This window comes from Chryseobacterium gleum, assembly GCF_900636535.1.
Lineage (GTDB): Bacteria > Bacteroidota > Bacteroidia > Flavobacteriales > Weeksellaceae > Chryseobacterium > Chryseobacterium gleum.
Genome location: NZ_LR134289.1, coordinates 139,417 through 153,422 on the forward strand (window position 1 = coordinate 139,417; position 14,006 = coordinate 153,422).

At 37.9% G+C, this 14,006-nt stretch carries 13 protein-coding genes; 4 read left to right on the forward strand and 9 right to left on the reverse strand.

The annotated features are described in order from the left end of the window. Nucleotides 1-82: 82 nt before the first annotated feature. The gene (locus EL165_RS00625; RefSeq protein WP_002980231.1) at nucleotides 83-1,693 is read left to right on the forward strand and encodes a tail fiber domain-containing protein; all 1,611 of its coding nucleotides are present in this window, start codon (nucleotides 83-85) and stop codon (nucleotides 1,691-1,693) included. 371 nt (nucleotides 1,694-2,064) lie between these two features. Continuing rightward, nucleotides 2,065-3,357 (forward strand): hypothetical protein, encoded by a 1,293-nt coding sequence (locus EL165_RS00630; protein WP_002980229.1) that lies wholly within the window; start codon nucleotides 2,065-2,067, stop codon nucleotides 3,355-3,357. A 55-nt stretch (nucleotides 3,358-3,412) separates the two neighbouring features. On the opposite strand, the gene arsB is transcribed toward EL165_RS00630, so the two are convergent. The 4 genes from arsB to EL165_RS00650 form a co-directional block, all read right to left on the reverse strand. Next, entirely contained in the window at nucleotides 3,413-4,444 is a 1,032-nt protein-coding gene (arsB, locus tag EL165_RS00635; RefSeq protein ID WP_002980228.1) for an ACR3 family arsenite efflux transporter, read from the reverse strand. 2 nt (nucleotides 4,445-4,446) lie between these two features. Then, the gene (locus EL165_RS00640) at nucleotides 4,447-5,058 is read right to left on the reverse strand and encodes an arsenate-mycothiol transferase ArsC (protein WP_002980227.1); all 612 of its coding nucleotides are present in this window, start codon (nucleotides 5,056-5,058) and stop codon (nucleotides 4,447-4,449) included. Between the two features lie 19 nt (nucleotides 5,059-5,077). Then, nucleotides 5,078-5,551 (reverse strand): DUF6428 family protein, encoded by a 474-nt coding sequence (locus tag EL165_RS00645; RefSeq protein ID WP_002980226.1) that lies wholly within the window; start codon nucleotides 5,549-5,551, stop codon nucleotides 5,078-5,080. 77 nt (nucleotides 5,552-5,628) lie between these two features. Beyond that, nucleotides 5,629-5,958: an ArsR/SmtB family transcription factor gene (locus tag EL165_RS00650; protein WP_002980225.1), complete on the reverse strand. Its 330-nt coding sequence runs from the start codon at nucleotides 5,956-5,958 to the stop codon at nucleotides 5,629-5,631. Between the two features lie 214 nt (nucleotides 5,959-6,172). Here EL165_RS00650 and EL165_RS00655 point away from each other — a divergent pair, with 214 nt between their 5' ends. Both EL165_RS00655 and EL165_RS00660 read left to right on the forward strand, forming a co-directional pair. Then, on the forward strand, nucleotides 6,173-6,940 hold the full coding sequence (locus EL165_RS00655) for a helix-turn-helix transcriptional regulator (protein ID WP_002980224.1): 768 nt from the start codon (nucleotides 6,173-6,175) through the stop codon (nucleotides 6,938-6,940). A 34-nt stretch (nucleotides 6,941-6,974) separates the two neighbouring features. Then, entirely contained in the window at nucleotides 6,975-7,631 is a 657-nt protein-coding gene (locus EL165_RS00660) for a hypothetical protein (protein ID WP_002980223.1), read from the forward strand. A gap of 60 nt (nucleotides 7,632-7,691) precedes the next feature. On the opposite strand, the gene EL165_RS00665 is transcribed toward EL165_RS00660, so the two are convergent. The 5 genes from EL165_RS00665 to EL165_RS00685 form a co-directional block, all read right to left on the reverse strand. Continuing rightward, nucleotides 7,692-8,636, reverse strand: a complete 945-nt coding sequence (locus tag EL165_RS00665) for a 3',5'-cyclic-nucleotide phosphodiesterase (protein ID WP_002980222.1) — start codon at nucleotides 8,634-8,636, stop codon at nucleotides 7,692-7,694. Between the two features lie 127 nt (nucleotides 8,637-8,763). Then, nucleotides 8,764-9,885 (reverse strand): agmatine deiminase family protein, encoded by a 1,122-nt coding sequence (locus EL165_RS00670; RefSeq protein ID WP_002980221.1) that lies wholly within the window; start codon nucleotides 9,883-9,885, stop codon nucleotides 8,764-8,766. 69 nt (nucleotides 9,886-9,954) lie between these two features. Next, a complete protein-coding gene (locus EL165_RS00675) occupies nucleotides 9,955-10,779 on the reverse strand; it encodes an AraC family transcriptional regulator (protein ID WP_002980220.1) in 825 nt (274 codons plus the stop codon). 138 nt (nucleotides 10,780-10,917) lie between these two features. Next, nucleotides 10,918-12,372, reverse strand: a complete 1,455-nt coding sequence (locus EL165_RS00680; RefSeq protein ID WP_002980218.1) for a sigma 54-interacting transcriptional regulator — start codon at nucleotides 12,370-12,372, stop codon at nucleotides 10,918-10,920. 62 nt (nucleotides 12,373-12,434) lie between these two features. Continuing rightward, a complete protein-coding gene (locus EL165_RS00685) occupies nucleotides 12,435-13,574 on the reverse strand; it encodes a vWA domain-containing protein (protein WP_002980217.1) in 1,140 nt (379 codons plus the stop codon). Between the last annotated feature and the right edge of the window lie 432 nt (nucleotides 13,575-14,006).

The following is a 14,006-nucleotide window of genomic DNA, read 5'->3' on the forward strand; positions in this document are numbered from 1 at the left end:
GACCGATCCGGATCACAAACCAAATCTATAACAGTTTTCATACGATTTCTTAACCTCATTAAAAACTCATAATTATATAAGAATGTTTAAAAACTTTACTACATTATCAGTAGCGGCAGCTTTGCTTTCATATAGCATTATGTCAGCACAAAGTGTGGGAATCAACACAGCCCAGCCTGGCTCCACTCTTGATGTTAATGGCTCTCTGGCCGCAAAGTACAGTGCAGTAACTGCCGCCACTTATGCCATGACCGCCGGAGATTTTCATATCTCATATAATGGAACAGCCAATGCTGTCTTTACATTGCCGGCTGCGGTAGCAGGTACTGGTAATTTCAAAGGCCGTATGTACACCATCAAGAATAACACAGCTTTTACCGTTACAGTAAACCCTGCAGGTACAGAAACCATTAATGGTAATGCCAGTGTTGTGGTAAGTCCTAACCAGAGTTTGCAGCTGATCAGTACCGGTCTTACAGGAGCGGCTTCCACATGGGAAACTTCCGGAAACAATTCTGCAGTGACAACTAATCTAACAGCAAGTAACGGACTTAGCACTGTAGGTAATGATGTGAGGCTTGGTGGTACACTTTTGCAGAATACAGCAATTGATTATGCAGATAAGGCTTTATATTTCAGAAGTAATGTTGATGGCTTCGGACTTACAGCAATCAGTAACAGCAATCCAGGAACCAATGCTGCGGCACTTTTGCAGTTTACCAATAATACAGGCAGTTCTCTGAACATGTTCCTGAACTCTTCTACAAAAACTACAGACGGTGGTGCCAATGCATCAACAATCAATAGCGTTGGAGGTCCTTTAACAATGGCCGGGAATAATAATGTGGCGCAGTTCAGACTAAGCCAGCTGAACGGTGGTGATTATCTTTATAATGGTGACAGGAAGCTTAACTTTAATGGAAATGGAGATATTACAGCCTTTGGCGCTGCCGGGAATGCAGTGAATGCTTACAACGGTCTTCTTACTTTAAAAGGGAATAGTAACAGTGCTGCGTTTTCTCAGGTAACACTTGGCACTACCGGTTTTAAATATTATTATGCTAATGGTACTAATAGTATGCTTGACATCGATGGCAATGGAGATATCAATATGAACAGGCCGGAAACAGGAGGTGTTGGTGGAAATAAAGTTGCCGCTACAAAAGGGCATCTTGATCTGAGCGGATATAATACCCTGAATGGTTCCGTTACCCAGATCTATCTTGGTGCAGAAGGATTCAAATACAGCTACAACGGCAGTACTAAGGTGACTATTGACGGTAACGGACTGGTAAGTGCCGCAGGAGGTTTTGTCAATACTTCAGATATGCGTCTGAAAACCCAGGTTAAAGAAATAGGGTATGGCCTCAGTACTATTATGGCATTACAGCCGAAGCAATATGAGCTGTCTGCCAATAATCAGATCAAAAATGGAAAACCGGCTGTAGATCCAGGCCAGAAAACACAGCATAAAATCGGATTCCTGGCTCAGGATCTTTATAAAGTAGTTCCTGAAGCAGTTTATAAACCAAAAGATGACACAAAAGAAGCCTGGGCTGTTGATTATGCCTCACTTGTTCCTGCACTTACAAAAGCTATTCAGGAGCAGCAGGCTGAAATAGAACTGCAAAAAGCTAAGATTAAAAAGCTGGAAACTGAAATGGAAGCCATCAAAAAGAAACTGGGGTTGTAAATAAATTATAATGATCCTGAAAGTATTATTTTACTGATTCGATTCTAAGAACACACGTCATATTCCTATTTAAAGAGAAGGAATTTTAGTGAAAACAACCCTCTGTTTTTATTAAAAACAATTCCGGACCTTTTTGAATTTTAGATTTTTTCCGATCTGTTGCAAAAAACCTGCTATCTGCAGGTTTTTTTATTGTATGGTTATTTGAATATTTGTAGTATCAGAAAATTCCTTACTCAGAAAGGGCATATGAAATAATGTAGAATGCAATGGTTTTTACCCTTGATTGAAATTCATTATATTGGCAATTCCAAAAGTATTTAATAGGTACTTTTTTAATATTTAATGATAAAACCACAAAGAATCTGACCATGAAGCAGACTTTTCTTACAGCTTTCTTTTTCTTGTTTGTATGGGGTGTAAAAGCACAAAAGCAATCCATTTCCCCAGATACAATTTCTGTTTTTTTTGATGAGCTAAAAACAGTTTCAAAAAAGAATATCGGACTTTGGAACAAAGATTTATATGGTCCTGTTATTTTAATTGACCCTGAAACCAGAGAATTTTTTGCCAACGAGCCTGATTCGGAGGGAATTCTGAAGCAGAAGGGTAAGGTTTATTCCGGTGCTTTGCCTGCTTCTGTCAATATTGCGAATACAGCGGTCAACTGGGGCGGAAAAAGATGGGCGATGGTCATGCTGCCTCTTTCTCAGAATAAAGAAAGCAGGATTAACCTTCTGGCCCATGAATCATTTCACAGAATCCAGCCTTCATCGGGATTTACGCTCAGTAATGTGGAGAATAATCACCTTGACCAGAAAGAAGGCAGGATATATCTGCGTCTTGAACTGGAAGCATTGAAGCAGGCAATCCGCTCAACCTCACAAAAAGAAATGAAGCAGCATCTGACCAGTGCACTGACTTTTAGAAAATACAGGAATACACTTTATAAAGATTCAGAAACTGCAGAAAACCTGTTGGAACTGAATGAAGGTATTGCTGAGTTCACCGGTCTTATCATGAGCGGAAGAAATAATGAAGAGACAAGATCATCTCTTTTGAATGGAATAAATGATTTTATGAAAAATCCAACGTTTGTTCGTTCATTTGCTTATCATACAACGCCTGTTTATGGCTACTTGCTATACAATAAAGATAAAGACTGGAATAAAAAGATTGATGGAAAAACAGACCTTACGGTTTATTTCATTAAAGCATTTAATGTAATAATTCCGTCTGATTTTGAAAAGACGATTGGAAACCTGTCTGACCGCTATAATGGTAAAGCAATTGTAGAAGAGGAAACAGGAAGAGAAGAACGAACAAAAAAACTTATTGCGGAATATAAGGTGAAATTCATTCAACAACCGCATTTTGAAATCAAATTTGAAAAAATGAATGTCTCCTTTGATCCAAGAAATATCGTACCAATAGAAGATAAAGGAACGGTATATCCCAACATCCGGGTGACTGATTTATGGGGAATTCTGACCGTTGAAAACGGAGCTTTAATGAGCCCGAACTGGGATAAAATTTCCATATCAAATCCAATGAAAACAGAAAATAAAAAAATATCCGGAGACGGCTGGATCCTTGAACTGGCAGATGGCTATTCAATACAAAAAGATGAAGTCAGCGGAAATTACAGAATGGTCAAAAATTAATATCAATATATATGAAAGCTTCACCATAATAGTGAAGCTTTTTTATTGTAATAAATTAAGAGTACCATTTCTTTTTCATGAATAAGCAGGCTTTTACAAGCAATATCAAAACCGGAACCTCTACCAACGGCCCAATTACTCCCACAAAAGCCTGTGGCGAATGGATACCGAAGACGGAAATAGCAACCGCAATAGCCAGTTCAAAATTGTTCCCTGTTGCAGTAAAGGCAATGGATGCATTTTTATCATACGGAATATGTAAAGACCTGTTGATAAAAAAGCTTACAAAAAACATCAGTACAAAATAGATGATCATAGGTATTGCTACTTTTGCTACATCCAGCGGTAATTCAAGTATTTTATTTCCTTTAAGACTAAACATCAGTATGATCGTAAATAGCAGGGCATAAAGGGTAACAGGAGAGATTGCAGGAACAAATTTTCTATTGAACCATATGATTCCTTTTGTTTTTACCAGAATATAACGGCTCATGAAGCCTGCCAGAAACGGTATTCCCAGGTAGATCAATACACTTTCGCTAATATCTTTTATAGAAATATTTATGGTAAAAGCGGTTAAGCCTAACTGACGGGGAAGAACATTCATGAACAGCCATACCATAAAGCTATAGGTGAACACCTGGAAAATACTGTTTAATGCAACCAGCAAAGCCGCATATTCTCTATTTCCTTTGGCCAGGTCGTTCCACACAAGCACCATTGCAATACATCTCGCCAGCCCAATTAATATAAGCCCTGCCATATAATCCGGTTCATCTCTTAAAAAAAGAATGGCAAGAGAGAACATGAGGACTGGTCCGATGACCCAGTTGAGCAATAAAGAAATACCGATTACTTTTTTATCTTTCAATGCCAGCGGAAGGAGAGAGTAATCAACCTTGGCCAATGGCGGATACATCATGAGGATAAGGCCAATTGCCAATGGAATATTGGTTGTTCCTATTGACTGCGATTGAATCATGTCAGGAATATCAGGAAAGAAATGCCCTAAAGCAATTCCTGCACCCATTGCCAGAAAGATCCATAGGGTAAGATAGCGATCAAGAAATTTTAATTGGGGCTGCATGATTATTTTTTGATTTTAGAAAAAACATAGAACATCTCCTCTGCAATCTGTAAGCTTCTTTCAATATAGACCGCTGTTTGATCTGGAGTGTTGTCTGAAATTTTCGGATCTTCAAATGTAATGGGGATTCTTTTTTCCGCACCGGGAATAAAAGGACATCCGTCATCTGCCTGTGAGCAGGTCATGATGGCAGCAAAGGCAGATACAGGATTGAACAGGTTGTCGTATTTCTTTGAAAAACCAATTATCGGAAGGCTGTTATTATCATATTTTACAGCATATACAGGGTTGGTTGTATTAGTAATTCTGAAAAGTGAAAAGCCCTGTTCTGCTAAAACTTTTGCAATCTTAGGGAATAATGCCGTAGTTTCCGTTCCTCCGGAATAGCAATGAACTTCCGGAATCGTAAAGAAAGAAGCAGCTGTCTGTGCCCAGATCTGTGCCAGATGGCTGCGGCGGGAATTGTGGGTGCAGATAAAATTCAGGTTGACTTCCTTTCTGTCATCTACTTTTTGCTGAATAAAGCTGATCAGTGGCTCCAGAACCTCTTTTCTGTCAATATCTGTTTTTTCCCATTTCAGAGATTGAATCGTATTTAATAATTCCTGATACATAATATTTTAATAAAATTAATTAGCAGCATCCCGATCCCGGAGTGCAGGCCGATGTTGGATTTACAGATAGTTCAGACAGGTTTTTCTTTTGTTTTTCGGATGGAATTCCGCAGGCTTCCTGAGCAAGACAGGCTGTTGTTTTACTTTTCAGTACAAAGTTTTTTCCATTAAATTCCAAATCATATTTGCCGATGGTTTCTCCCTGGTATTCAACTTCAATTTCTGAGTCTTCTATTCCTAGTTTTTCTTCAGAAAGCTGAATGATATGAAGGAGTTTTCCCGGTTTCAGACGGTGTTCATAATCATCAGCATTCCATAGCTGAAAGTTGACAACTTTTTCATTTCTGATTACCCCTCCGCAATCAATGAAATTTTTTATGATCTGACCCACTTCTGTTACGTGGAAATGTTCAGGGACAAAATTTCCGTTTTCTAATTGAAATTCAACATTTTCCAATGCCGGCAGAATTTCTTTGATTTCTGATAGTCTCATAGCAGATTAAAATTTAGTGTAGTAATTTTATAATGATATATTGCAATATTACGATGCGTTAATTCAAAAAAAATGCCTTAACAGCATTGTTTTATAGTAACATCCTGATTAAAAAACAGGTTGAACTCATTCTGAAACTGCTTCCAGTTGCTTTCATTAATACAGTAACATACAGACTTCCCTTCAATAGAACCTTTGATGATTCCAATATTCTTTAATTCTTTTAAATGCTGGGAAATAGTAGCCTGTGCCAATCCTAGTTCTTCAACAAGATCATTACAGATGCAGGCTTTTTGGTTGATGATATACTGTAAAATAGCGATTCTTGCCGGATGCCCCAAAACTTTAAGCAAAGAAGCCAGCTTATTTTGTTCTTCTGTGTAAATTTCTGTTTTAGTAACGCCCATTGTTTTATTTTTATATTGCAATATTACGATATTAAATTTGTATAACAATAAAAAATATATTAATTCCTGAAATTTGTATTTAATTGTTTGTAAATCAAATTATTAAAATAATGAAATAAAGTGGATGTAATGACCTTCTTATTCTTCAAAATAATAATTTGTATCTCCTTATTTGTCTGAATAATTTAAATATCTTTGAGATATAGAATATGATATGACACATCCGCTGCTGTTTTTTTCTACCGGTTGCTTTATCTATATAGGCAGTGCTGTTGATACTGCTGTTCATGATCATCATGCCATACAGATTGCTATAAGCATGGATGATGAAATAGAAGTGATTTCATCCGGATCGGTTATTAAGAACAGATCAGTTATTATCAGTTCAGATGTGCCACATGAATGCAGAACAGGAAACAATGCATTTCTATTGATCAATATTGATCCTGAAAGCAAAATAGGCAATGGCCTTAAAAACATGTTTCTGACTAGTCAAAAAATAGCAGTTCTGCCAGAAGGTATTGTAAAAGAATTATTAAAAGATATAATTCCGCTGCTTTCTGATAATGAATCTGCAGAGTCTGTTTTTAACCGGGCACTACGGTTTCTCCGTGAACTTTCCAGTACAGAAGGAAATGATAGTATGGATGAAAGGATTATAAAACTTCTGGAAATCCTTAAACAAAAATGGAATGAGCCGTTAAAGATTGAAGACTTATCAGCTTTGATTTTTCTTTCTCCGGGAAGACTCATTCATCTGTTTACAGAACAGGTGGGTATTCCTATCAGGAAGTATATGCTGTGGGCAAAACTTTTAGTGGCAGTACAGCATCTTTTAGAAGGTAATAATATGACAGATTCTGCTCTTGAAGCTGGTTTCTCCGATGCTCCACACTTCAACCGTACATTTAAAAGAATGTTCGGGCAGGCTCCTTCTCTTTTATTGAAGAATAGCCAGATCATACAAGCCTATGTAAAATAGCTGTGGCATCTTTGTATCCATAAATCATTCTATTATGTATGCAATAAATCATGCCGCAACAGCTTTGCTGATAAAGAAAAATGCACCCAGACTGCCATTACTTCCACTATTGATCTCCGTACAGCTTTTGGAAGTATGTTGGGTATTTTTTAATTACTTTAGCTGGGAACACTTCTCAATTTCCGGGGGTAAGGTACATCTAGACTTTCTGCCTTATTCACATTCTGTTTTTTCGGGAATTGTGGCAGCGATACTTTCGTTCTGTGTTATTAACTGGGGGTATAAAAACAGAAAGCTTGCTATAGCATTTGCTATTGGTGTTTTGTCCCATGTTATTATTGATATAATATTTCATGAAAAGGATATTCAGTTATCTCCATTCTCTGCCAAACCGGTCTTAGGGCTTGGAATTCTTGATTATCCGATCCTTAATTTTATCATTGAACTGGCTTATGGAATATTTTGCTGGTGGTATTTTAAGGGAAGCAAAGTATTACTTTGGGTCATCATTATATTTAATATCATTGATCTGCCGATGATGCTGGCAAAAGGTGATACATTGAAACCTTTTGTAGATTATCCGTTTATTCTGCCTACAGTTATACTCTTTCAGATCCTGATCACCTGGTATTTTGTTTATCGTTATGCAGCCCCCAAAGGAAAATATGAACCTGCTATAAGAGAAGGTTAAATGAACTGAAAAATCATAAAAAAGATGGAGCTAAAATAGACTCCATCTTTTGATCTGTTATTATGGTAAATTGATCTTTTTACCCTGTTCAGGAAAAATATAATTTACTTTTAAAGGATTGCTTTGCAATAATTCTTTTTTAATCAGTTCTGGATTATCTCCTGTTGGTTTTCTATGCGTCACCACAATGTTGAGGTTCTCAAGACTCTTTTGTCCGGTCTTTTCTTTAAGTTTGCTCAGTTCCTCAATTAACAGGTTAGGAGTGAGATGCCCGAACAACAGATGCTCCGGTTGGCTGTTAGGGAAAGAAACTTCAATTAATATGGTGTTTAACTGTCTTTTTTTAACAAGCGGGGCTATTGTTTTCCAAAGATTTTCAAGACGGTCGGATTTTTCGATACGGTCAGCGCCGGTGTCTCCCAGATAAAGCAGATAGTGATCGTCTCTTCTTACCAGTGCAGCACTGCTTTTGTAAGGATTCACATGGCTCAGTTCATAGCCTGTTATAAAGAACGGTGTCTTAGGGGCTGGGATCTCAGTTCCTTCCTGAAGTTCATTGTAATGGTATTTTCCAAGGATTGGTTTCTGACCCTGATCGGCAAAATTGATCCAGGTATCTGTGATGAAATAATGATTCTGCAAAATCTGAATTACAGGAGCTATAGCAAAAATATCCTTTTTAGAATCAGCAGGGGAGTTGATAATAAGGCCTGAAAGGTGGTCCAGGTGGCCGTGTGAAACGAAATATCCTTTTATCTGATCCTTCAGAACTGTTTCAGTAGTTCCGTCAAGGCTTTTCAACTGAATGGCTTTTCGGATTCCTGCATTGACGGTACCTGCATCAAGGCATAAAAATGCATTGTCTTTCGGGGCACCTACCAGATAAGCTGATAAATTATCTTCCTGCTCCCCACCATATATTCCTAAAGGAATCACATCGAAATTCTGTGCCTGACAAACAATATTCAGAAGAAGGGCTAATAAAGAAACTGCTGTTTTTTTCATAATATTTAAAATAGAAAACCATCTTTTATGAGATGGACAGGCAAATTTACAGTATTTTAAGCGACTGGCGTTCTATATCAAGAAAGTCTGCTGATTTTCAGCAGACTTTATTTTTTTAATATCATTTTTACTGAGGCTGTTGCTGTGTTACACAATGTACCATTCCGCCATTGGCAAATAAATTCCGACAGTCTATACCAACCACCTGTTTGCCAGGATAAAGCTGTTGGATAATATTGTTGGCAACCACATCGTTAGGGTCGTTATAATTAGGAACCAATACACGGTTATTCGCAATATAATAATTGATATAAGAAGCACGCCCTACATTCTTTCCGTACGTGGTAACTACATCATTTCTGGTTAAAGGAACCTTTACAAACTGATATGGAGAACCGTTTTTCGCAGTAGCATCATACAGTTTATCAATATCTCCATCCGGTACCTGCCAGTAGGCCAGATCATCAGGACTCATTGTGATAATGGTGGAAGAATTGGCAAACCGGGCAAAACCATCAATGTGCATATCTGTAATATCAAGACCAGCTTTTCCATTCAGCCAGATAAATTTAGTTACCCCTAAATTTTTAGTAAATATAGCTTCTGCCTGCTGTTGGGTCATTCCCGGATTCCGGTTGTTATTCAGGATAGAACTCTTACAAGCCATTAATACTCCGTTTCCGTCAATTTCCACACTTCCGCCTTCATTGATCATCACAGAGTTAAGATTGATTTTCGGTATATTGGTATCGGCTGCTATTTTAGAAGGTATTAGGTTGCATTTGCTGTAATCGGCTTTGTTTCCCCAGCCGTTAAATCCCCAATCCTGAATGAATAACTGGCCGTTCTGGTCTTTTACATAGATAGGACCATTGTCTCTTACCCAGAAGTCATCGGTTTGATAAAGCTTAAAATTAATATTGGTAAGCGGGACACCGGCACTGTTTAATAGTCCGATAATTCGATTTTTTTCTGTCCCGTCATAGGCAATGATGTGAACCTTTTCACTTTGTACAAGTTCTTTGGCCATCGCTACCCAGGTAGCATCTAATCGGTTACGATAAGTCATTCCATACTGATACTGATGGGGCCATTGAAGCCAGGTTCCTTCATGAGGAGCTGATTCTTCAGGCATTTTGTAAACCACTGTTTCCGGATTTGCAGTACCTGGAATTTCTGTTAGCTCTGTAGCTGAGCAAGAAAGTACAAGAAGAGGTAATAACGGGAACATAATTTTCTTTTTTTGCATAACTGATCTATTTTTAACAGGGCAAAATTAGATCGATCATTTTTTTTAAAGTTGTCCTAAATTGACAACTTACTTCAAAGGTAATAAAATATAGGTTAGCTGTTCTTCTTCATTTTCTGCATGTTCGGAATATCTTTCGTATTTTTCTATAATGGGAGTGTGCGAAAATTCAAGCTCCGAATGAAAGATCCAGCGGGAATAGATTTTGGTGTAGGTCTCATCGATTGTCTCGTAGCTGCCCGGATGGATAAAACGGGCATATTTACCCCCAAATATAATTTTTGAAGGAAGTTTTTTATTCTCAGATTGCATGGAGGAGCATGCATCATAACGGCAGCTGATTTCAGTCTTGATTAAAGGTTCATCTGCAATGACTCCAAAATATTCTGTCCCGGAATCATGAAATTTATTTTCCATGAACTTTTCCCAAAGCACTTCAATTTCTTCATTATTGTAGTAAGTATTAGTACTCTGATAATATACCTGCATAGGTTTAAGATACACAATTTCGGGTTCCAGCAATACATCTGATGTAATGGGAAGGATCTCGTGTCCACAAAGGAGCTCTTCCTTATTCTGTCTTGCAGCTTTGGGTGAAATTCCGAAATGTTGTTTAAAAGCTTTGGAAAAGGAAGCGATATTGGCAAAACCAACTTCAACCGCAATGCAACTAAGATTTTCCTTAGTATATAGAATTCGTTTATAGGCGTTTTCAACTTTTAATCTTTGCTGAAAACCGCCAATGGTTTCTCCGCAACTGTATTTAAAAATACGCTGGATATTCCGGTAAGAATAATGGGAGACTTCTTCCAGTTCCTTTACAGAGATGGGCTGATCGTAATTCTTTTCCAGGAAATTTATAACCCTGTAAATGCAATTCAGACTGTCTTCCATAGGATTCAATATGTTCAGCAATATGGAGCTGAAATATATTACAAATAAAAGAAATAAAAATAAGACATGGCTTTCAAAAAATAAAACCTTCAGACTCCGGCTGAAGGTTTATTCTAATGTATAAGGATATTTTTATTTTTAATTGCGTAAAAACTGACCGATTCCGGGAGAATCAAATGTGAAGGCATTCTGGTTTTCGGATTTATCAATTTTATTGCTGATGGTTAATGCCCACAACACAAGTTCTTTGCAGAAGTTTTGGTCCTCAGCACTCAGTTCGGAAGCATTTTCTTCAACAACGGTTACCAAAGGTTCTATTTTATTAAGTTTAGCATAGAATTCTTCATCTGTATCATTGTAATTAAGTTCCAGGTGATTTTTATTAAACCATCTGATCAGATCGGTGTACGGTGTTTTGATTCCTTCTTTTTCCAGTTTGGAAATACGTGGGAATATGCTTTCAAACTGTGTCATCACAGCTTTGTCGATCAGCATTTTGGCTACATAATCGGCACCTTCCTGTTCACCTTCATACACGAGTTCAATTTTTCCTGTAATAGATGGGATAATCGACATGAAATCAAGCAGACGAACAGTAGTTCTCTCTTCACCGGATTCAATCAGTCGTAATTTTGCTGCTGCAACTAAATTTTCCATCGCACTGATTGTCAGACGGGCACTTACACCGCTTTTTGCATCTACATATTCACTGATACGGGCTGCAAAAGCAACTTCCTCCAAAAGATCTTTCGCAAGGTCAGGAATTTGTATCTGCGATTTATCTTCAGCAGAAATCAAAGCCTCCTGTTCCGTAATCTGACGGGCAAGAGCAATGGTTTTTGGATAATGGGTGAAAATCTGAGACCCGATTCTGTCTTTCAACGGAGTAACAATACTTCCTCTGTTGGTATAATCTTCCGGGTTGGCTGTAAATACAAACTGAATGTCAAGAGGCATTCTCAGCTGGAAACCACGGATCTGAATATCTCCTTCCTGCAAAATATTAAACAGGGAAACCTGGATTCTTGCCTGTAGATCCGGCAGCTCATTTAAAACAAAGATAGAGCGGTTGGCTCGCGGAATCATCCCGTAATGTAAAACACGTTCGTCGGAATAAGGAAGCTTTAAAGTAGCTGCTTTTATAGGGTCTATATCTCCGATTAAATCAGCAACATTCACATCCGGAGTGGCCAGTTTTTCATAGAAACGGTGAGAGCGGTGTACCCAGGAAATCGGAGTGTTATCGCCAAGCTCCTCAATAAGATCTCTTGCATATTTTGAAATCGGATGAAACGGGCTGTCGTTGATTTCTGATCCTTTTACAACAGGCATATATTCATCAAGGAGGTTGACCATACTTCTTGCAATTCTTGTTTTTGCCTGTCCGCGCAGTCCAAGCAAATTGATGTGGTGGCCTGCAAGAATAGCTTTTTTCAATTGGGGAACAACAGTATCTTCATATCCCCAGAGACCTTCAAATACAGGTTCTTTAGCCTTAATTCTGGCAATCAGGTTGGACTGGATCTCCTCATTAATTGTTTTATGGGTGTAACCGGAGTCTTTTAATTCTTTGAATGTAATATCGTTTTTCATTGTCTTGTAATACTAATTATCTGGTAAGATTTTATGGTAATGTTTTAAGAGAATTCTGATTTTTATATTCTTCTTATTCTGTTTTTCTCATAATCTTCAAAAATCATTTGTCCTAAGCCTGAAAGTCCTGTCAGGAAAGCTTTTCCTTTGTTCTGAGCGGTAAATTCTTCTACAAACTGTCGGAGGTAAGGATCCTGCGCAATCATAAAGGTGGTAATAGGAATTTTGAGTTTTCTCGCCTGTGCCGCTCTGTTAAGGCATTGGTTCACGATCCTTTCATCCAATCCAAAACTGTTCATATAAAATTCTCCGCTGGGCAGCTGAATACAGCTCGGCTTACCGTCGGTGATCATAAAAATCTGTTTGTTGGTATTTCTTTTTCTGCGCAAAATATCCATGGCCAGCTCCAGACCGGCTACTGTATTGGTATGATAAGGACCTACTTTCAGATAGGGAAGGTCTTTGATCTTAATAGGCCATGCTTCGTTTCCAAATACTATAATATCGATGGAATCTTTAGGATATTTACGCTTAATAAGCTCCACAAGTGCCATGGCTACTTTTTTGGCCGGTGTTATGCGGTCTTCACCGTATAAAATCATGGAGTGGCTGATGTCGATCATCAGTACAGTACTCATCTGCGCCTTGTGTTTGGTTTCCTCTACGATGAGGTCATCTTCAGTAAGGCGCAGATCTGCGATACCGTTATTGATCTGGGCATTTTTTAAGCTTTCAGTCATGTTCACTGCCGCCAGGTCATCTCCATACTGATACGAACGGTTTTCACCATCGCGTTCATCTCCGATTCCTGTTTTGCTGGTGCGGTGATTCCCGGCTCCGTTTTTCTTCAGTTTTCCGAAAATCTGATCCAGGGCATATTCCCGAAGGGCTGCCTCCAGTTTTGGTGTTAATATATTTTTACCTTTTCCGCTTCCTGTATTTCCCTCTTCGGGATCTTCTTCTTTGATATAACCTCTTTTTTTCAGATCTTCTTCAAAATCCTGAAGCGTATATTCATCGCTGAAAATATCATATTCCTGATCAAGCATATCCAGCCACTCGAAGGCTTCTTCAATGTCACCGGAAGTATGGGTAAGCAAATCTTTGAATACATCAAAGACCCGGTCAAAATGCGATAATTCCTCCGGCACATGTTTGCTGAATATAAAGCCTCTCTGAGGATTAAAATTTTTGTCTGTCATAAGATGATAAAGCTGTTTTGCTGTTATTGGTTTGAATATCTTGGATCATCAAATGAATTATCCGGGATATTCTGCTTCGTTTCAAACTGAAAAGTTAGGAAAATATCATCTCAGGATTTCATCAGAAAAATAGAAAATACTAATGATGGTGATATGGATAAGAATATAATTAGAATGAATGATTAGAAATCTTAAGAAATTCTGAAGTCCAGACACCAATTAAAATTCTGACATGGATTTTGACCACCGGAAAGAATATTCCATTTGATTGTAATGATCTGTTATTTTTCATATGTTGCTGATTAGATATTATTCATCAGATATAATAAATCAACAGATTTAGAATATTTTATATGGCCCCAACTTTTGCAATTGATCTAAAAAAACGGATTTACGTAAATAAAACTGAATGTCTGTAAGACGTTTTAATAG